The organism is Chitinophaga sp. NPDC101104 (assembly GCF_050277495.1).
In the GTDB taxonomy this organism is placed as follows: Bacteria; Bacteroidota; Bacteroidia; order Chitinophagales; family Chitinophagaceae; genus Chitinophaga.
Genome location: NZ_JBNNSF010000001.1, coordinates 937,254 through 955,698 on the forward strand (window position 1 = coordinate 937,254; position 18,445 = coordinate 955,698).

The window sequence follows — 18,445 nt, forward strand, 5'->3', positions numbered from 1 at the left end:
AGATACGCAATCAGAGAAGCCAAGAATATGAGAAAAACCGTAGTGCTGGATATCGTAGGATTGTCGGGCGCCCTCATCGGGGAGCACACGCCCTTCCTGAGCGCCTGGGCGAAGAAAAACCACCAGTCGTCCATCCGGCCCATGCTGCCCGCCGTTACCACCGCCGTGCAGTCGACCTACCTTACCGGGGCCTGGCCCAGCGAAACCGGCATCGTCGGGAATGGCTGGTACGACCGGACAGACAGTGAGATCAAATTCTGGAAACAATCCAATAAACTCGTTCACGGGGAAAAAGTCTGGGAAACCGCCCGCCGGAAACATCCCGGGCTCACCTGTTCCAAGATGTTCTGGTGGTACAACATGTACTCCACCGCCGATTTCTCCGTAACGCCGCGCCCGCAGTACCTTTCCGACGGGCGGAAGATGCCCGATTGCTATGCGTACCCGGCCGGTCTGAGAGACCGGCTGCAGCAGGAGCTGGGCACTTTTCCGCTCTTCCAGTTCTGGGGGCCCGGGGCCAACATCAAATCCTCGCAATGGATCGCCGACGCGTCTATCCTCACAGACCGCTGGCACCATCCCGATCTCACGCTGATCTATCTTCCCCATCTCGACTATTGCCTGCAGAAATTCGGGCACGACTATACGAAGATCGGGCCGGAGCTGCGCGCTATCGATGCTGTGGTGAAGCAGCTCGTCGAATATTACGAACAACAGAAAGCGGAGGTGATCATACTTTCCGAATACGGCATCACCAACGTCAACCGCCCGGTGCATATCAACCGCCTGCTGCGTGAGCATGGGCTGATCGATGTTCGTGTGGAACGGGGGACGGAGTTGCTGGACGCGGGCGCTTCCAAGGCGTTCGCCGTTGCCGATCACCAGATCGCGCATATTTACATCAACGACCGGAGCGTGACCAAAAAGGTGCGCGACCTGGTGGAGCAGTTGCCCGGGGTGGGACAGGTGCTCGACCGCGACGGGATCCGCGCGCACAACATGCACCACGAACGCTGCGGCGACCTGGTGCTGGTGGCCGACAAAGACAGCTGGTTCACTTACTATTACTGGCTCGACGATGCGAAGGCGCCCGACTTCGCGCGGTTGGTGGAGATCCACCGCAAGCCGGGATACGACCCGGTGGAAATGTTCCTCGATCCGGCAGACCCGCTGGTGAAGCTGAAAGTGATCGGTAAAGTGCTGAAAAAGAAACTGGGATTCCGGTACCTCATGAACGTCATCCCCCTGGATGCCACGCTGATCAAGGGCTCGCACGGCAGGCTGGCGGAAGATGTGAAGGATCATGCGGTGCTCCTGACCTCGAGGCCCGTCCCGCAATCAGTGCAGGCCACGGATGTGAGGGATATCATCCTGGAGCATATCGGGTAATTACTGAAGACCGGTCCATTCGGTTTTAAAATCATACTCAATCAGCCGGTTTCCAAACCGGCTTTTTTTATGGGGCAAAAAAAAAGACATCCCGAAGAATCAGGGATGTCGGTTTGAAAAACAGTGAACAATGAAATAGTCGCTGACTACTTCAAACTCTTTATCTTGATACTTTTGAAGCTCACGTTATTGCCGTGGTCCTGGATCAGGATGCGGCCTTTTTCTGCGAGCCCGAAGTTCGGATATTTCTCATACTTGCTACGCGCCACGAGGGCTTTGTAGATATTGTCGCCACGGGTATAGCTCACGACTTTATGGCCGTTCATCCAGTGCTCTACGCGGTTGTCCGGATACACTACCACGCGGCCGTGGTTCCATTCTCCGACCTTGCGATGGGAGTTGGTCATCTTGTAGGCCGGAATGAGATCGTACAGCGAACCCACTTTGCGGTTGCCGGCTGCGCCCAGTTTGGCATCGGGATGCTGATCGTCGTCCAGCACCTGGTATTCCAGACCGATGGCGGAGCCTTTGTTGTTTTCGGATTCCGTCACAAAATACTTCACGCCGCTGTTGGCCCCCGGCGTTAGTTTAAAATCGAATTCAAGGTCGAACGCCGCGAATTCCTCTTCGGTCACGATATCGCCGCCGTTGGTGGATTCGCCGCCGTCAGACGGTTGTACGCTGAGGATGCCATCCTTGATTTCCCAACCTTTCGCCGGGAATTCGGATTTGTAGGCACCGCGCCAGCCTTTGGTGCTGGACCCGTCCCACAGCAGGCGAACGCCCTGCAGTTTCTCCTGTTCGGAGATGTTGTTGGGAATGTTGTTCACCACGTACACGTCATCATACTTCGAAAACTGCGATGCGGCAGGGTTCTCCATGATGCGGATATTGCGCCAGCGGATCTTCTTGCCTGCATCTTCGGCTTTTTTGCCAATTCCGTGGACCTGCAGGGCAATGAACCCGGAGGGAAGTTCACTGTCGATAACGTGGGCGGCCGATACTCCGTTGATAAAGGTACGGATTTCGGAGCCACGACATTCAATTCTGTATTTATTCCAGTCGCCCGCCTTGTAAGCGTTCTGGGCGCCGGGGTTCAGATCGAGGGGATACAGCCAGCCCCTGCGGCCTTCTTCGTACACGCCGCCGCTCCATCTGCGGGGAGAGGGGTCTACTTCCATCTGGTAACCGAATACCCGGCCGTTCTGATAGTCGGCCTTGCTCTGGGAGCGGAACTGGATGCCCGAATTGAAATCCTTTTCCAGCTTGTACTCTACTTCGAAAATAAAATCGCCGTAATCCTTTTCCGTTGCCAGGAAGGAATTAGGTTCGCTGAGCACCGTGGTACCCACGATCTCGCCGTTCTTTACTTCATAAATCGCTTTGCCGTTGAGCTGTTTCCAGCCTTTCAGGTCTTTGCCGTTGAACAGGTTCTGCCATTTGGCCGTCTGCGCATAGGAAACAGACATGAGCAAAACCCCGCAGCCCAGAAGGAGGTGCTTTTTCATCGATTGTGTTTTGTATCAGTAAAAGCGGCCGTAGACAATTCGGGCTGTTTGCGACCCCGCTTTTCTTGTTGTAAGTTGACCATTGTTTGCGCCTGCTGCCCGTGACATTGCGCCCAGGCTCGGTTTTACGCCGCCCGGCGAAGCCAAGATAGCCATTTTGCCGCAAAATTACAATCGGTTGCAAAATGTTTATTCCATCCTATGGCAAGGGACAGGGCATGGATTCCGGGGGACAATATAATACCTTATCTTTATAACCAGCTAAAAAAATGAGACATGGCAAGTAAGAAGATCGTGTTCCTTACGGGGGACTATGCAGAAGATTACGAGACGATGGTGCCGTTCCAGATGCTCCAGATGGTGGGGCACGACGTGCATGCGGTGTGCCCGGACAAATCGGCCGGCGACAAGGTGATCACGGCGATCCATGATTTTGAGGGGCAGCAGACGTACAGCGAGAAGCCGGGGCATTATTTCGTGCTGAACGCTTCTTTCGCGGACATTAACCCGGCGGAGTACGACGCCCTCGTGCTGGCGGGCGGGCGCGCGCCGGAGTACCTGCGGCTGAATAAAAAGGTGATCGACATGGTACAGCATTTCGCGAAGGCCGGTAAGCCGATCGCGGCCGTTTGCCATGGTATCCAGATACTTACGGCGGCGGATGTGGTGCGCGGGAAGAAATTGACGGCCTACCCGGCCGTGGAGCCCGAAGTAACCATGGCCGGCGGCACCTATGAATCGGTGAACGTCTACGAAGCGGTGACCGACGGCAACCTGGTAACCGCCCCCGCCTGGCCCGCTCACCCCCAGTGGATGGCGGCTTTCCTGAAAGTCCTCGGCACCCGGATCGAGCCCTGACGGGAAACCTGACCAGAATCAGGAGAAATATCGGCGGGGGGATTTCCGAATGATCCCGCCTTTACTTACCTTTGCGCCCAAAATAAGGGGGCGGATGCCCTTTTTTATAAATATTTTATAATATATGTCTGGACAGCTTAAAGAAGTTCGCAACCGTATTAAATCCATCCAGTCTACCCAGCAGATCACCAAAGCCATGAAAATGGTGAGTGCTGCCAAGCTGCGCCGCGCGCAGGACGCCATCCTCCAGATGCGCCCCTACGCCGAGAAACTGCAGGAAATGCTGCAAAACATCGTCAGCAATACCGAGGGAGACTTCGATATGGCACTCGCTGCCAACCGCCAGGTGGAAAAAGTCCTCATCGTGGTAATCTCCTCCGACCGCGGGCTTTGCGGAGCGTATAACTCCAACCTAATCAAGCTGGCCAAGCAAACCATCCGCGAAAAGTACGCCGCCCAGTTCGCCAAAGGCCACGTGGAAGTGCTCCCCATCGGCAAAAAAGCCTGGGAACATTTCACCAAGAACGGCTACAAAGTGAACGAAAGCTTCTGGAACCTCTTCAGCCACCTCAGCTTCGATGCCGTGAAAGCCGCTGCTGCCGTTGCGCTCGATGGTTTCGTGAAAGGCGAATACGATGCGGTAGACATCATCTACAGCGAATTCAAGAACGCCGCCACCCAACGCTTTAAACTGGAACAGTTCCTCCCCATCGCCAAGGTGGAAAACGAAGGGAACAAAGGCCGCAAGGCAGATTTCATTTACGAACCCGAGAAAGACGTGCTCGTAGCCGAACTGATGCCCAAAATCCTCAACACCCAGTTCTTCAAAGCCGTCCTCGACGCCCACGCTTCCGAGCATGGCGCGCGGATGACCGCGATGGACAAGGCTACCGATAACGCCGGCGAACTGCTCCGCAGCCTGAAGATCGAATACAACCGTGCTCGCCAGGCCGCCATCACCACCGAGCTCACCGAGATCGTGTCTGGTGCCGCAGCACTGATGGGATGATGTTTTCAACAATTCATCCACAGCCACTTTTTTATATTTTATAAAGAATGTCAAAGGTCTTATTTTCGGCCTTTGACATTTTTATTTGACCTAAACCGCATTTCCCATGGAGATCTCTCAGCTCATTCCGCATGTCGAAGCCCTGATCTTTGCAGCCGACCGGCCCCTGCCTGCCGCCGACATCCTGGAGCTGCTCAACAACGCGCTGGCCTTCCTCGAAGACCGCGCCACGCCCGAGCAGGTAGAAGCTGCCATTGAGGCCATCCAGGAAAAATACAGCTCCGAGTTTTACTCGTTCAGCGTTCGCCAGAGCGGTGGCGGATACCAGTTCCTCACCAAAAGGGACTACTATCAAACCGTTGCGCAACTCAACGGCGAGAAATTCCTCAAACGGCTCTCCACCGCTGCACTGGAAACCCTCGCCATTATCGCCTATAAACAACCCATTTCCAAAGGGGAAATCGAACATATCCGCGGCGTCAGCACCGATTATTCCATCACCAAACTGCTGGAAAAAGAACTGATCATCATCTCCGGCCGTTCCGAAGAATTGCCCGGAAAACCACTGCTGTATTCCACTTCCAAAGCGTTTATGGACTATTTCGGGCTCAATTCGCCCGCAGATCTGCCCAAGCTCAAGGAAGTATTCGAAGAAGATTTCGTGCCGCCCACGCAGCTCACCCTCGAAGCGGCCGATAACCTGGAAGTGGACGAAGAAACCTTGCCAGACGGACATTTCGTAGTCACCGAAACCGGCGAGCTCACGGAAACCACCACCGTTGTCATGGACGACGAGCCCTCCGAAGAAAATGCCCCCGAAGCATCTTCGGGCGATGGCGGTAACGGCGACGATCAAGACGATCAAGACGATCCCCACGCTTCCGGCAACAGCGCCGGCGGCGACCCTGAAATGGCCGACAGCGGGGAAGATGATGAAGACGAGCTCGACGAAGACGGCGAAATCGAAGCCATGCTCGGCAACAATGAAGGCGAAGCGAAGCCGGACGAAGACGAAGTTGATGATAATGATGATGATGCCGGAGAAGACGAGCTCGACGAAGACGGCAAAATCGAAGCCATGCTCGGCGACCGTAAAGACAGCGAGGAATCTGACGACGACGAGGATGAAGATGAAGAAGATGAGGATGACGATGAGGATGATGACGAAGAAGATGATGAGGAAGATGATGAGGAAAATGAAGGCGATGACGACGAAACTGCCGGCACTGTTCCCTACGAAGACGATCCCTACGACGGCGACGATGCCGAAAAGGCCGACGACGAAGAACAGGAATTCGAAGACGCCGACGATCGCCTGAATGATGAAGAAGATGAAGAGGAGGATGAAGAAGGGAAAGATGATCGTAATTGATAATCAGTCATTTGGAAGTTGAAATATTTCTATTCTTAAACGGAAAAAATTCCTACCTTTGTAAGGAACAAATGATTGACGTATGCCTGCCACAGCCATCGCATTACAAAAGGAAAAGTACTCCGTCTTGCACCGGTTCATGGGCCTGGAACTGGGGAACCTCTACAGGCTGGTAACCTCCGCGCACAAAGGCGTGAAAACCAAAGTGTTCTACGACTTCGCGGAAACCATCAAAATGCCGGAAAAAGAACTGGCAGGCATCATCAACCTGTCTGCCCGCACCATCAGCAATTACAAGGAACAGCAAAAAGTGCTGGAACCCATCTATAGCGAGCACCTGCTCAAACTCATCGCCCTTTATGAAAAAGGCGAAACCATCTTCGGCACCGTCGACGAATTCAGTTACTGGTTGAAAAAACCGTTCTGGGGCGCCCGCGAAACACCGATCGACTGGCTGGTAACCCCCGGCGGCGTAGATATTATCTCCGAGGAGCTCGACAAACTCGCCGAAGGTTACCCCGTTTAACTATCCTACCCTTTTACATGCTGGTATTCCGCATCACCCATAAACAATACAGCCAGGAACTCTATGCCTCCGGCATCAAGGGCCGCTGGAACGGCGCCGGCCGCAAGGTCATTTATTGTGCCGAATCCATTTCCCTCGCTTTCCTGGAAAACATGATCCGCCGCCAGGGCGTGGGCTTCAACCAGGATTTCAAGATCATGATCATCGAAGTGCCCGACGGCCTGGAAATCACCACCATCCAACCCGGACAGCTGCACGCTAAATGGCGCGATTTCAAAGATTACAGCCACTGCCAGCCCCTGGGCAACAAATGGTTCGATGAAGGGAAAACGCCCGTCCTGAAGGTGCCTTCCGCCGTCTTGCCCGAATCTTCCAATTACGTGCTCCACACCCTCCATCCCGATTTCCGCCGCATCCGGCTGATCGAGACCACCGAGCTCGTGCCCGACGAGCGCATCGAAGACATCCTGAAGAAATATCCGCACTAACGCCCGTCGGCAATTTCATCGCCGCTACGGTCATTTCATCGCCGATTCATGCACTTCATCGATTTGTTCGTGCTGCTCAGGATGCACTTGCTACATTTGGGGACAATCCATGCTTTTAAATGTTCCCATCATGAAGATTCTCATCAACGAAACCGAAACCATCGCAGCGCAGAAGCTGAAAGACATGATCTCCACCATTGACCCCGATGTGGAGATATTGCAGTTCAACAGCCAGATCGATATGCTGCTATCCGGCCTGCGCACCACGCAAACCGTTCAGCGATACCTCGTTCGCAGCGGCACCCGCCTCATTTCCGTAGCCATCCAGGACATCGCGTTCTTTTATATCCGCGACCGGATGGCCTGCATCCGCACCCATCAGAATACGGACCACTTTATCGACAAAAGTCTGGACGACATTGCCAATGAGCTCGATCCGCACGACTTTTTCCGCCTCAACCGCCAGTGTATCGTGCATTACCGCAGTATCCTGAAAGTACAGGCCTGGTTCAACGGCAAGCTGAAAGTGCAGGTGAAGCCCGCGTTGGAGGAAGACATCATCGTGTCTCGCCTGCGCGCCCCGGATTTCCGCAAATGGCTGGGCGAATAATAGCCACCACCGATGGATGTAACGTTTGATGACGGCAATAACCCCGGCCGTAGCAGCAATTTTCATATCCAGACATCCACTGCATAACGCCCCATAAAAAAAGCGGTCCAGGCATTTGCCGGGACCGCTTTTCTATCGTTCCGAAAGCTGATCAGCTCTTCAGTTCTTTCACCTTGATGTTTTTCCAGCGCACCTTGATGCCGCCGCCGGAGTGGATCTGCAGGGCGATCTGGCCGGATTTGGCGCCGATCTTTTCGTCGTTCAGTGTGATCATTTCCGTGCCGTTCAGCCAGGTGGTTACCTGGTTCCCTTTCACTACGATCTTCATCGTGTTCCATTCGCCCATTTTCAGCGCTTTGTCTTTTTCAGCTGCGGGCTGGATGAGCCAGCCGCGGCCGTAAGATTCGTAGATGCCGCCGCTGTGCTGGCCGGGAGGCGCTACTTCGGCCTGCCATCCTGCGATTTTGGTGCCTTCGAGGGAGGAGTGGAAGAAGACGCCGCTGTTGCCGTTGGCTTCCTGTTTGAATTCCACGGTCAGTTCGAAGTCTTTGAAAGTTTTATCGGTGGCGAGATATCCGTATTCTTTATCCGGGCCGCTTTCGCAGATCAGTTCCCCTTTTTCTACATACCATTTTTCCGTGCCATGGATCTTCCAGCCGTCGAGGTTCTTCCCGTTGAAGAGTTTCTGGGCTTTCTGCCCGAAAGCCGTTCCGGCGGAAAGGAGGGCGATGGCAGCCAGCGTCATCAATTTTGTTTTCATGCTCCTGTAGTTTTTTTGTGGACGGGTAAGATAATTAAAAAAGTTTAAGAAGTACCCCGGGAAATGGCGGGTGGGGAAATGCCGATTTGGGTGGAGGGGGGAACGGAAATGAAAAGGCCGCCCGGGAAGGCGGCCTTTTGAGAGTATTGTAAGACTTGCGGTATTAGCGGGCTACGTTTACGGCGCGGCGCTCGCGGATTACGGTCACTTTAATCTGGCCGGGATACTGCATGTCGTTCTGGATCTTGTTGGCGATCTCGAAGCTGAGGCGGTCTGCGTCGTTGTCGGTCACTTTTTCGCTTTCCACGATCACGCGCAGTTCGCGGCCGGCCTGGATGGCGTAGGCTTTTTCAACGCCGTCGTAGCTCATGGCCAGGTTTTCGAGGTCTTTGATACGCTGGAGGTAGCTCTGCATGATCTCGCGGCGTGCACCGGGGCGGGCGCCGGAGATGGCGTCGCAGGCCTGTACGATGGGGGAGATCACGTAGCTCATTTCCATCTCGTCGTGGTGAGCGCCGATGGCGTTCACGATGGCGGGATGTTCGCCGTATTTCTCGGCGAGCTTGGCGCCGAGGAGGGCGTGGCTCAGTTCGGATTCTTCATCCGGAACTTTACCGATATCGTGGAGGAGACCGGCGCGTTTGGCGAGTTTGGGATTGAGGCCCAGTTCTGCGGCCATTACGGCGCAAAGGTTAGCGGTCTCTTTGGAGTGCATGAGGAGGTTCTGGCCGTAGGAAGAGCGGAAACGCATCTTGCCGACCATACGAACGAGTTCTTTGTGGAGACCGTGGATACCGAGCTCGATCACGGTGCGCTCGCCGATTTCCATTACCTGTTCTTCCAGCTGGCGTTTGGTTTTCTCTACCACTTCCTCGATACGGGCGGGGTGGATACGGCCGTCCTGCACGAGGCGCTGGAGGGAAAGGCGGGCGATTTCGCGGCGGAGCGGGTCGAAGGAGGAGAGCACGATGGCTTCCGGGGTGTCGTCCACGATCAGGTCTACACCGGTAGCGGCTTCGATGGCGCGGATGTTACGGCCTTCGCGGCCGATGATCTGGCCTTTGATCTCATCGCTTTCGAGGTTGAAAACGGTGATGGCGTTTTCGATGGTTTGTTCGGCCGCGGTGCGCTGGATCGATTGTATGATGATCTTCTTGGCTTCCTTGTTGGCTTTCGTCTTGGCGTCTTCGATGATTTCCTGGATGTGGCTGAGGGCCTGGGTGCGGGCTTCTTCCTTCAGGGATTCCACGAGCTGGTTGCGGGCTTCTTCCGCGGTGAGGCCGGCTACTTTTTCGAGACGGCGGATATGCTCTTCCTGGTGCTTTTCCAGTTCGGAGCGTTTGATGTTCACGAGCTCGATCTGGCGGGCGAGATTTTCCTTGATCGCTTCATTTTCCGTTACCTGCTTCGTTAAGTTCTCGTTCTTCTGGTTCAGGCTCTGCTCTTTCTGTTTGATGCGGTTTTCGGATTCTGCGATCTTCTGGTTGCGCTGCATGACTTCTTTCTCATGCTCCGACTTCATCTGAATGTATTTCTCCTTGGCTTCGAGTAATTTATCTTTCTTGATATTCTCTGCATTCAGTTTTCCTTCTTCGATGATTCGGTTGGCTTTTTCTTCTGCTTCCTGGATCTTTATCTGGGTGTTTTTCGCGAAAATCAGTTTTCCTAGTATTATTCCAATAGCCAGGGCGACAACGCCGGCTACTATCACCATTATGTCCATATTCTGTTTTGTTTAATAAAAGTATTGTTTAGGTATATCAAAATACGACTAAGGCCCGTTTTTTCCAAACGGCCCAGCCGACCCGCGAAAATAAGTAAAAATTGTCAGGAACGCATCATGGGGCGTGATAATGAGTTATTTGCGAACGGGCGGGGTGGCGGTTCCCGTCATTTCAGCTGTTCATCCAGCAGATTGTCAAGATGTTGCAGTTTCTCCCTTAAGAACGGGGCGATATTGGCCTGGGCCTTCCCGCCGATGGTGGCCGGGTGGGTGGCGTACATGATGAGCGCCATGGCGATGTAGTCCTGGATGTCTTTGCCGGCGTAGGCAGCCTTGAACTCGACGATCTTTTCGTTCACTTCCTTCATCACCCTTCTTACGTCCTCTTCTTCGTCTTTCCGGATTTTTATCCTGTAGGTGCGGTCTGCTACGACTATATTAACGGGTATCAGTTGCGGTTCCATGTTGATGGTCTTTATACAAATGTAACAAATGAACGGATTAACCATTCAAAAATGAAGATATGCTATTTGTGTGGTGAAACCATTCGTGGTGGCGGTTTTGAAGAGGGTTGCGCGTTGGCGTGCGGTGGCGCGTAAGCTAAAAATGTGTGCATTCCATGTAAATGAAAGTCGTTTTGTGATATGCTGAAACCATTTATGGTAAAAGGTTTCAACGAATTCGAAGATAGTTTTATAATGCAGTGAATGCAACTTTCCCATCGCCCGTTCGAAAATGAAGTTATGCGTTAATTTTCGTGAAACGGTTCATGGTGGCTGGTTTCAGCTATCCACATGTTGATAAAAAAAGTGGAAAATTACGCGCTGAAAAAAGTTTCACTCGGGCTTTATCATTATAATGTTTGATGAAACTGCACAGCAGATCGGCCATGAAACATCTAATATCACATTGATATTCATAGTTTCATGGAAATTGAACTTGTTCTGTGTGGTTTACGAATATCAACATTTTTTGGGAAATTAAACCTATCTTCGAATGGATAATTTGCATGGGAAAGGGCGCCGGGGCAGGCCGCGGAAGTCGGAAGTCCCGGTACAGCATGCACAGGAAGAACATATGGTGCTGCAAAGCTACGCTGATGTGGTGGAGCTGAGGTCGTTCCCTTTTGGCCGGAAGATCGAGATGGTCAGGTCGGGCGTTTCGAAAGACCAGCTCACGCGGTTAAAAGAGATTTTCGGGTTGGATTACGACACGTTGAGCGTCTTGCTCGCGGTCACCAATCGCTCACTGCATCTCAAGAAGGGAAAAGAGCGGATGAACCGTGGCATCAGCGACCGGTTGATCTTCATCGCCGATGTGTTCAGTGTTGGGTACAACGTTTTTGGAAGCAGGGAAGGGTTTCACGCGTGGCTGCGCGATCCTTCTCGGGAGTTCGGGGATAAAACCCCGTTGGAAGTGATGGATACCCTCGCGGGTATCGAAGAGGTGAAGAATGCGCTGTACCGGATAGATGCGTTTATCCTTTAAACAGAAGATATGACCTTATTTATGTTGAACCGGAGCGCCGGTTCAGTCGATCTGCTGCGCCGTGTAAATTACGCCGGCTATTGGAATCATGCCGGAGTGCCCTGCAGGTATGCCGTTGGACAATCTTCCCAATGCCTGCTGGAAAAGGAGATGGTGAAACGTTTTCGCATGATCCCCAAAGACGCCAAGATCATCGTGCTGGATGTGCCCGACGGCAGCATCGAATATTTTCCGGAAGAGGAATTGCCCGACGGATGGGACGATGTGAGGGTACGGCTCGTGGCGCGGGATTTTGGTACCGCCCGGCTCCGGAAAACCAAAAAGCTCCTGCTCGCTTTTCCTTCCATTTCGCTTCACCGGGAATGGATCTACGTCATCAATATCACCCATCCCCTGGCCAAACAAATCCGCGTGCTCGACTATTACCCCGCCATCAGGCAGCCCGGGCAAACCCGGCAGGCCAGGATTTTCTCATGAATTCAACAGGGCGATGCACCGGTCGATCTCACGGATGTAGTCGTTGATCTTCCCGCGGACTTCCCTCCGGAAGGCGTCTTCGTCTTCCGAAAGCCCGTTCCCCTGCGTAGCGGTAGCGATTTTGGAAAGCTTGAGCTTTTCGTCGAGGGAGGTGATGGTGGACTGCTGCTGCAGCAGCTCTTCCTGCTGTGCTTTCAACTGGTCCCGGAGCGTGACGTTATCCGCCTGCGCCTGTTGCAGTTTACGGAACAGCTGCTGCAGCTTGTCCTCAATGCTTTGTATGTACTGTTCGATCTCCATGGTTTATTTGCGGATCTCCGCCTGTAACTGGGTTTCGAAGGCTTTTACGAGTTTGTTCACAAGTGCGTCGGTATCCTGGTCGGTCAGGGTTTTCTGCTTGTCCTGGAAAGTGAAGCTCACGGCGTACGACTTTTTGCCGGCGCCCAGCTTGTCACTCTCAAAAACGTCGAACAGGTTGATTTGTTGCAAAAGATTCGTTTTCACGGACCTTGCGGCGGTTTCCACGGCGGCGAAGGGCACGTTTTTGTCGAGCACCAGCGCCAGGTCGCGGCGAACGGCCGGGAATTTCGGGATCTCTTCGTAGAACGCGTCTTTGGTAGGCAGCAGGGTCAGGATCACGTCCCAGTTAAAATCTGCGTACCAAACGGGTTGCTTGATGTCGAAGGCTTTCAGCTGCGCGGGCGCCACGCTTCCGGCCACGGCAATGGTTTTGCCGCCGGAAGTGATCTCGAACGAAGGCTGGAGGCCATGAACGGTGTTGGCCGTCATCTGCGGAGCGGTGATGCCCAGCATCTGGAGGATGTTGCCGATGTAAGCCTTCAGGTCGTAGAAATCCACCGGTTTTTCTTTATGCATCCAGTTTTCGGGCTGTTTGCGGCCGGTGAGGTACAGGCAGAGATGGGCTTTCTCGGGATATTGCCCCACGGCTTCCTGCCGGTAGGTTTTACCGAATTCGAAGAACAGCAGGTCTTCGTTCCGGCGGTTCAGGTTATGGGCGATGCGCTCCAGGCCGGTTTCCAGCATGGACGGGCGCAGCACGTCCAGGTCGGCGCTGAGGCTGTTGAGCATTTTCACCAGCGAATCCGCGTCGAGGTGTTTGTAATATTGACTGTTGGTGATGGAGTTGGTGAAAATCTCCGAAAACCCGTTCCCGGCGAGGTAATCCGCGATCCTTTCCTTCACGCGTTCCTTGTCGGGCTGCGCCTGAACGGAGGGGGCCATGGATACGAGCGCGGGGATGGGGATATTGTCCAGCCCGTCGATCCGCATTACTTCCTCCACGATATCGGCCGGGATGGTGATATCGGGTTTATGGAGGGGAGCCGCCACGCGGAGGCGCCCTTCGTTTTCCTCGTGGATCGTGAACCCGAGGCTGCAAAGGATGTTCTTGATCTGCGCTTCGGGATATTGATGGCCGCTGAGGGTGCGGATGTAATCATACGTAACGTCGATCTGCCAGGGCTGCTTCGGTGAGGGGTAGATGTCGGTCACGTCGGATGCCGCCGCGCCGTGCGCCAGTTCGCTGATGAGGGCTACGGCTCTTTCCAGCGCGAAAGGCGCGAGGGATATATCGAGCCCTTTTTCGAAACGGATGGCCGCATCGGTCCGCAGACCGTGGCGCATCGACGTTTTCCGGATGCTGGTAGCGTCGAAATACGCGCTTTCGAGGAAGATCTGTGTGGTCCCGTCTTTCACGCCGGAGTTCAGGCCGCCGAACACACCGGCGATGCACATGCCGTTGTCTTCCCCGTCACAGATCATGAGGTCGCCGGCATCCAGCTTGCGTTCCTTACCGTCGAGCGACAGGAAGGGCGTGCCGGCCGGGAGGTTTTCCACGATCACTTTGCCGCCTTTGATCTGCGAAGCGTCGAACGCGTGGAGGGGTTGGCCGGTTTCGTGGAGCACGTAGTTGGTGATATCCACGATATTATTGATAGGCCGAACGCCGATGGCGAGCAGGCGATGCTGCATCCAGGCGGGCGAAGGACCAACTTTTACGCCGGTGATCGACTGGCCGCAGTAACGCGGGCAGGCTTCGGTATTTTTCACTTCCACGGCTATGGGAAGCGGTTTTTCTGCTTTGGCGGCGGCGTTGATGCCGGGTTTGCGAAGCTGGTAAACCTGCGTGTTCTCACGGTTGTTGAGGAACGCGCACACGTCGCGGGCCACGCCCATATGGCTCATGGCGTCCATATGGTTGGGGGTGAGGCCGATTTCGTATACCCAGTCCTGGTAAGGATGGAAAACTTCGCTGGCCGGGGTGCCGGGCGTGAGGGCGGCGTCGAGGACGAGGATGCCGTCGTGGCTGGCGCCGAGGCCTATTTCATCTTCCGCGCAGATCATGCCGAAGCTGTCTTCTCCGCGGATTTTGGCTTTTTTCATGGTGAGGGGCTCGCCGGTGGCGGGATAGATGGTGGTGCCAACGGGGGCAACAACCACTTTCTGGCCGGCGGCTACGTTGGGAGCGCCGCACACGATGGCGAGGGGCGCGCCGTTGCCGATGTTCACGGTGGTGAGACGGAGCTTGTCGGCGTTGGGGTGCTTTTCTACGGTCAGCACTTCCCCGATTACCAGTCCTTCGAGACTCCCTTTCACGCTTTCAAAACGTTCCAGGCTTTCCACTTCCAGGCCTACGCCGGTCAAAATCACGGAAAGTTCCTCCGGTGCGGGCTTTACCGGCAAATAATCACATAACCAGTTGTACGAAATTGTCATTGGATGCTCCTTGTATTATGCTGTCCGGCTTCCGCCGGATCGATTTAATTTATTGTCAATCAATATTTTGTGGCGATGTTGCCTCCGTTTACGGGTGCAGGTCGCGCCGCGTAAAGTTAACAAATCTCCCGTACGGGAAGGCGGAATTTTGCGCAAGAAAATGTGGAAAAATCTTTATTCACACTTATTGTGAATTGTCGGACATTTGCGGTGTGTTGTTTGCTGATTTTGTGGATAAGATAGTGCAAAACGGTGGATAACTGCCCTGGAAGTGTGCGGATAGCGGTGGAATTGTGTCGAACAAATATAATTCCGTTGTGCGGGAGGGAAATGGATAAAGTCCGTTACCTTAGTTTCCCTGGCTAATAAAAATTTTACAATTTGTTAAAGATGGGTGAATGGAAAGCATGCGGAATTGTAGAAAACCTATGTCCGGCCTCGTTCAGTAACCATTTTTTTAACTTTCTTAACGTATTGCACATATAATGGATCTCACGAAGAAAGACCGAAATACACGCCGCAAGCCCGGTGTGGACCTGTCGACGATGGTGTATGGAAAAGTGCCCCCCCAGGCCAAGGAGCTGGAAGAAGCTGTACTGGGTGCACTGATGCTGGAAAAAGGAGCCTTCGATACCGTAATTGAGATCCTGAAAGCTGAATGTTTTTACGTTGATGCCCACCAAAAGCTCTTTTCCGCCATGCAGCGCCTGGCCGGTAAATCGATGCCGGTAGACATTCTCACCGTTGTGGAAGAGCTCAAGTCCAGCGGCGACCTCGAAGCCGTTGGCGGCCCGTTCTTCGTTTCCCGCCTCACCAACATGGTGGTGTCCACCGCCAACATCGAAGCGCACGCCCGTATCGTACTGCAGAAATTCATCCAGCGCGAGCTCATCCGCATCTCCGGCGAAATCATCTCCGAAGCGTATGAAGACACGGCCGACGTGTTCGACCTCCTCGATGCCGCGGAATCCAAGCTCTTCGAAGTCACCAATAACCACCTTCGCAAGAACTACGACTCCATCGACCGTATCCTCGTGAATACGATCAAGCGTATCGAAGACCTCCGCAACAAAGGCGACGAAATCACCGGGGTCCCCTCCGGCTTCCCGTCTCTCGATAAAATCACTTACGGCTGGCAACCTTCCGACCTTATTATCCTGGCTGCCCGTCCTGCGGTGGGTAAAACCGCGTTCGCCCTCAACCTCGCGCGAAACGCCGCCCTCCACCCGAAATTCGCGAAAGGCGCGGCGGTATTCAGCCTGGAGATGTCGAGCGGACAGATCGTTCAGCGTATCCTTTCCGCCGAATCCGAGATCCGGCTGGAGAAGATCACGCGGGGCAAGCTCGAAGAGCATGAAATGCGCAAGCTGATGACCCACGGTATCGAGCGCCTCGCGAAAGCGCCGATCTTCATCGACGATACCCCCGGTCTCAACATCTTCGAGCTCCGCGCCAAATGCCGCCGTCTCGTGCACAACCACGGCGTTGGCATTATCATCATCGACTACCTGCAGCTGATGTCTGGCCCGAACGACGGCCGCAATACCAACCGTGAGCAGGAGATTTCCAAAATCTCCCGCGATCTGAAAGGCCTCGCAAAAGAGCTGCACGTGCCGGTACTGGCGCTTTCCCAGCTCTCCCGCGACGTGGAGAAACGGAAAGACGGCAACAAGATGCCGCAGCTGTCCGACCTTCGTGAATCGGGTGCGATCGAGCAGGATGCGGACATGGTTATGTTCATTTACCGTCCTGAATACTACGAGATCACGACCAATGAAATGGGCGAATCCAACAAAGGCGAAACCCACGTTCGTATCGCGAAACACCGTAACGGCCAGCTCGATACCGTGAAGCTCCGCGCGATCCTGGAGTTCCAGCGTTTCGAAGACGACGGTTTCGTAGACGGCCCGCCCGCGCCCATCGGCGGCCCCGGCGGCCCTGCAGGGTTCCCTGGTAAAGGCCCCGGCGGATTCGATGAGGCGAAAGTGTTCATCCAGAAAGGATCGAAGATGAACGATATGGATTTTGACGACGACGCATTCGGTGATGCTCCGTTCTAAACGAAAGCATCGCACATAATCGAAAGCCGGTTCGTTCTGAAAAGATGGACCGGCTTTTTTAATGGATCAACATGAAACGGATTTACGAAAAGTACAAACATCATTATAAGGATAATTTCCAGCTGGCATACCCCGTCGTGATTTCCCAGCTCGGCCATACGCTGGTAGGGTTGAGCGACAGTATCATCATGGGCCATACCGGCGAGATCTCGCTGGCGGCCGTGTCGCTCGGCGTGGGGTTCTTCAGCATTTTCATGGTAGCCGGGATCGGGATTTCCTACGGCCTCACGCCGCTCATCGCGCAGGCGAACGGGCGGGGCGAGCAGGAGATCTGCGGGCGGTTGCTTGCGCATAGCCTCATCATCAACGCCATTACGGGGCTGGTGATGTTCGCCGGGATATTGATCACCGCCGAAAACCTGGAACGGATGGGGCAACCGGCGGCCGTGGCGCCGGAAGCGCGCATCTTCCTCCGGTACCTCGCATTTTCCTACCTCCCGCTCATGGTGTTCCTGACGTTCAAGCAATTCGCGGAGGGGCTGGGCTTTACCCGCCAGGCTATGAACATCAGTATCATCGGTAATGTCCTCAATATCCTGATCGGCGTTACGCTCGTGTATGGATTGCTCGGCGTGCCGCGCATGGGGATTTCCGGTGTGGGGATCGCCACGTTTACCGACCGTTTGCTCATGGGCATCACCATGGCGTGGTACGTGCTGAAATCGCCGCGGTTCCGCGAATATCTCGGCGATTTCCATTTCCGGGACGTATCGAAATCGTTGCTGAAGAAGATCGCCGGATTGGGAACGCCGGTGGCGCTGCAATATATTTTTGAAGTGAGCGCGTTCAGCGGGGCGGTGGTGATGGCCGGATGGCTGGGCTCCACGCAGCAGGCGGCGCACCAGATCGCCATCAACCTCGCGTCCATGACGTATATGATGGCGAGCGGGATTTCGGCCGCGGCGGGCATCCGGAGCGGCAATAACTTCGGAGCCGGGAATTTTTCCGATCTGCGGCGTTCATCCATCGCCAGCTATCATATGGTGGCGGTGATGATGGGGATCGCGGCGCTGGTGTTCGTGCTGGGCAGCCGGTGGTTGCCGCTGATGTACATCAACGATCCGGAAGTGGTGCATATGGCATCGGGATTGTTGCTCATCGCGGCGTTCTTCCAGCTGTTCGACGGTACGCAGGTTGTAGGGCTCGGCGTGCTGCGGGGTTTGGGCGATGTGAAGGTGCCTACGGTCATCACGATGATCGCTTACTGGGTGATCGGCCTCCCGGTCGGGTATCTCCTCGGGTTTCCGCTGGGGCTCGGCGTGCAGGGGATCTGGTGGGGATTGCTGCTGGGATTGGTGGTGGCATCGGTGCTGCTGTTCTTCCGGTTCCAGGACTTTACCCGCCGGCTGGAAAGGAATGCGGGAAATAGCTAATTTTGGGG

Annotated in this window: 17 protein-coding genes; 11 read left to right on the top strand and 6 right to left on the bottom strand. The window is 54.5% G+C overall.

The window, feature by feature from the left end:
* The first annotated feature begins 27 nt into the window (after window positions 1–27).
* Entirely contained in the window at window positions 28–1,389 is a 1,362-nt protein-coding gene (locus ACQKLP_RS04000) for an alkaline phosphatase family protein (protein WP_427320276.1), read from the top strand.
* 146 nt (window positions 1,390–1,535) lie between these two features.
* Here ACQKLP_RS04000 and ACQKLP_RS04005 read toward each other — a convergent pair whose 3' ends face one another.
* Window positions 1,536–2,897: a 3-keto-disaccharide hydrolase gene (locus tag ACQKLP_RS04005; protein WP_427320278.1), complete on the bottom strand. Its 1,362-nt coding sequence runs from the start codon at window positions 2,895–2,897 to the stop codon at window positions 1,536–1,538.
* A 276-nt stretch (window positions 2,898–3,173) separates the two neighbouring features.
* Here ACQKLP_RS04005 and ACQKLP_RS04010 point away from each other — a divergent pair, with 276 nt between their 5' ends.
* The 6 genes from ACQKLP_RS04010 (at window position 3,174) to ACQKLP_RS04035 (ending at window position 7,760) form a co-directional block, all read left to right on the top strand.
* Entirely contained in the window at window positions 3,174–3,755 is a 582-nt protein-coding gene (locus tag ACQKLP_RS04010; protein ID WP_427320280.1) for a DJ-1/PfpI family protein, read from the top strand.
* A gap of 124 nt (window positions 3,756–3,879) precedes the next feature.
* Window positions 3,880–4,764, top strand: coding sequence for an ATP synthase F1 subunit gamma (atpG, locus tag ACQKLP_RS04015; protein ID WP_427320282.1), 885 nt, complete (start codon window positions 3,880–3,882; stop codon window positions 4,762–4,764).
* Between the two features lie 106 nt (window positions 4,765–4,870).
* Complete coding sequence (gene scpB, locus ACQKLP_RS04020) at window positions 4,871–6,136, top strand: SMC-Scp complex subunit ScpB (protein WP_427320284.1); 1,266 nt, start codon at window positions 4,871–4,873, stop codon at window positions 6,134–6,136.
* An 82-nt stretch (window positions 6,137–6,218) separates the two neighbouring features.
* On the top strand, window positions 6,219–6,662 hold the full coding sequence (locus ACQKLP_RS04025) for an antitoxin Xre-like helix-turn-helix domain-containing protein (RefSeq protein ID WP_126244923.1): 444 nt from the start codon (window positions 6,219–6,221) through the stop codon (window positions 6,660–6,662).
* A 17-nt stretch (window positions 6,663–6,679) separates the two neighbouring features.
* Window positions 6,680–7,150: an RES family NAD+ phosphorylase gene (locus tag ACQKLP_RS04030; protein ID WP_427320286.1), complete on the top strand. Its 471-nt coding sequence runs from the start codon at window positions 6,680–6,682 to the stop codon at window positions 7,148–7,150.
* Between the two features lie 130 nt (window positions 7,151–7,280).
* Window positions 7,281–7,760 (top strand): LytR/AlgR family response regulator transcription factor, encoded by a 480-nt coding sequence (locus tag ACQKLP_RS04035; RefSeq protein WP_427320288.1) that lies wholly within the window; start codon window positions 7,281–7,283, stop codon window positions 7,758–7,760.
* A 151-nt stretch (window positions 7,761–7,911) separates the two neighbouring features.
* Here the strand turns inward: ACQKLP_RS04035 and ACQKLP_RS04040 are convergent, their stop codons facing one another.
* From ACQKLP_RS04040 to ACQKLP_RS04050, 3 genes are all read right to left on the bottom strand, one after another.
* Window positions 7,912–8,520: a 3-keto-disaccharide hydrolase gene (locus ACQKLP_RS04040; protein ID WP_126244926.1), complete on the bottom strand. Its 609-nt coding sequence runs from the start codon at window positions 8,518–8,520 to the stop codon at window positions 7,912–7,914.
* Between the two features lie 163 nt (window positions 8,521–8,683).
* On the bottom strand, window positions 8,684–10,243 hold the full coding sequence (rny, locus tag ACQKLP_RS04045; RefSeq protein ID WP_427320291.1) for a ribonuclease Y: 1,560 nt from the start codon (window positions 10,241–10,243) through the stop codon (window positions 8,684–8,686).
* Window positions 10,244–10,410: 167 nt separating this feature from the next.
* The gene (locus tag ACQKLP_RS04050; RefSeq protein WP_126244928.1) at window positions 10,411–10,707 is read right to left on the bottom strand and encodes a cell division protein ZapA; all 297 of its coding nucleotides are present in this window, start codon (window positions 10,705–10,707) and stop codon (window positions 10,411–10,413) included.
* A gap of 532 nt (window positions 10,708–11,239) precedes the next feature.
* Here ACQKLP_RS04050 and ACQKLP_RS04055 point away from each other — a divergent pair.
* Window positions 11,240–11,731: an antitoxin Xre/MbcA/ParS toxin-binding domain-containing protein gene (locus tag ACQKLP_RS04055; protein ID WP_427320293.1), complete on the top strand. Its 492-nt coding sequence runs from the start codon at window positions 11,240–11,242 to the stop codon at window positions 11,729–11,731.
* A 9-nt stretch (window positions 11,732–11,740) separates the two neighbouring features.
* Window positions 11,741–12,208, top strand: a complete 468-nt coding sequence (locus tag ACQKLP_RS04060; protein WP_427320295.1) for an RES family NAD+ phosphorylase — start codon at window positions 11,741–11,743, stop codon at window positions 12,206–12,208.
* Here the strand turns inward: ACQKLP_RS04060 and ACQKLP_RS04065 are convergent.
* Both ACQKLP_RS04065 and pheT read right to left on the bottom strand, forming a co-directional pair.
* Window positions 12,203–12,508: a hypothetical protein gene (locus ACQKLP_RS04065; protein WP_341842763.1), complete on the bottom strand. Its 306-nt coding sequence runs from the start codon at window positions 12,506–12,508 to the stop codon at window positions 12,203–12,205. The two genes, ACQKLP_RS04060 and ACQKLP_RS04065, sit on opposite strands and share 6 nt — an antisense overlap.
* A 3-nt stretch (window positions 12,509–12,511) precedes the next feature.
* A complete protein-coding gene (gene pheT, locus ACQKLP_RS04070; protein ID WP_427320298.1) occupies window positions 12,512–14,944 on the bottom strand; it encodes a phenylalanine--tRNA ligase subunit beta in 2,433 nt (810 codons plus the stop codon).
* A 485-nt stretch (window positions 14,945–15,429) separates the two neighbouring features.
* Between pheT and dnaB the strand changes: the two genes are divergently transcribed.
* Together dnaB and ACQKLP_RS04080 are read left to right on the top strand one after the other, a co-directional pair.
* Window positions 15,430–17,004 carry a replicative DNA helicase gene (gene dnaB, locus ACQKLP_RS04075; RefSeq protein ID WP_126244933.1) on the top strand — a complete coding sequence of 525 codons (1,575 nt, stop codon included), beginning with the start codon at window positions 15,430–15,432 and terminating at the stop codon, window positions 17,002–17,004.
* A gap of 71 nt (window positions 17,005–17,075) precedes the next feature.
* Window positions 17,076–18,437 carry an MATE family efflux transporter gene (locus ACQKLP_RS04080; protein WP_427320300.1) on the top strand — a complete coding sequence of 454 codons (1,362 nt, stop codon included), beginning with the start codon at window positions 17,076–17,078 and terminating at the stop codon, window positions 18,435–18,437.
* Window positions 18,438–18,445: the final 8 nt, after the last annotated feature.

Excerpts from the sequence above, each read along its gene's own strand:
- ACQKLP_RS04000 (WP_427320276.1), top strand. The coding sequence starts at position 28 with ATGAGAAAAACCGTAGTGCTGGATATCGTAGGATTGTCGGGCGCCCTC.
- ACQKLP_RS04005 (WP_427320278.1), bottom strand. The coding sequence starts at position 2,897 with ATGAAAAAGCACCTCCTTCTGGGCTGCGGGGTTTTGCTCATGTCTGTT.
- ACQKLP_RS04010 (WP_427320280.1), top strand. The coding sequence starts at position 3,174 with ATGGCAAGTAAGAAGATCGTGTTCCTTACGGGGGACTATGCAGAAGAT.
- atpG (WP_427320282.1), top strand. The coding sequence starts at position 3,880 with ATGTCTGGACAGCTTAAAGAAGTTCGCAACCGTATTAAATCCATCCAG.
- scpB (WP_427320284.1), top strand. The coding sequence starts at position 4,871 with ATGGAGATCTCTCAGCTCATTCCGCATGTCGAAGCCCTGATCTTTGCA.
- ACQKLP_RS04025 (WP_126244923.1), top strand. The coding sequence starts at position 6,219 with ATGCCTGCCACAGCCATCGCATTACAAAAGGAAAAGTACTCCGTCTTG.
- ACQKLP_RS04030 (WP_427320286.1), top strand. The coding sequence starts at position 6,680 with ATGCTGGTATTCCGCATCACCCATAAACAATACAGCCAGGAACTCTAT.
- ACQKLP_RS04035 (WP_427320288.1), top strand. The coding sequence starts at position 7,281 with ATGAAGATTCTCATCAACGAAACCGAAACCATCGCAGCGCAGAAGCTG.
- ACQKLP_RS04040 (WP_126244926.1), bottom strand. The coding sequence starts at position 8,520 with ATGAAAACAAAATTGATGACGCTGGCTGCCATCGCCCTCCTTTCCGCC.
- rny (WP_427320291.1), bottom strand. The coding sequence starts at position 10,243 with ATGGACATAATGGTGATAGTAGCCGGCGTTGTCGCCCTGGCTATTGGA.
- ACQKLP_RS04050 (WP_126244928.1), bottom strand. The coding sequence starts at position 10,707 with ATGGAACCGCAACTGATACCCGTTAATATAGTCGTAGCAGACCGCACC.
- ACQKLP_RS04055 (WP_427320293.1), top strand. The coding sequence starts at position 11,240 with ATGGATAATTTGCATGGGAAAGGGCGCCGGGGCAGGCCGCGGAAGTCG.
- ACQKLP_RS04060 (WP_427320295.1), top strand. The coding sequence starts at position 11,741 with ATGACCTTATTTATGTTGAACCGGAGCGCCGGTTCAGTCGATCTGCTG.
- ACQKLP_RS04065 (WP_341842763.1), bottom strand. The coding sequence starts at position 12,508 with ATGGAGATCGAACAGTACATACAAAGCATTGAGGACAAGCTGCAGCAG.
- pheT (WP_427320298.1), bottom strand. The coding sequence starts at position 14,944 with ATGACAATTTCGTACAACTGGTTATGTGATTATTTGCCGGTAAAGCCC.
- dnaB (WP_126244933.1), top strand. The coding sequence starts at position 15,430 with ATGGATCTCACGAAGAAAGACCGAAATACACGCCGCAAGCCCGGTGTG.
- ACQKLP_RS04080 (WP_427320300.1), top strand. The coding sequence starts at position 17,076 with ATGAAACGGATTTACGAAAAGTACAAACATCATTATAAGGATAATTTC.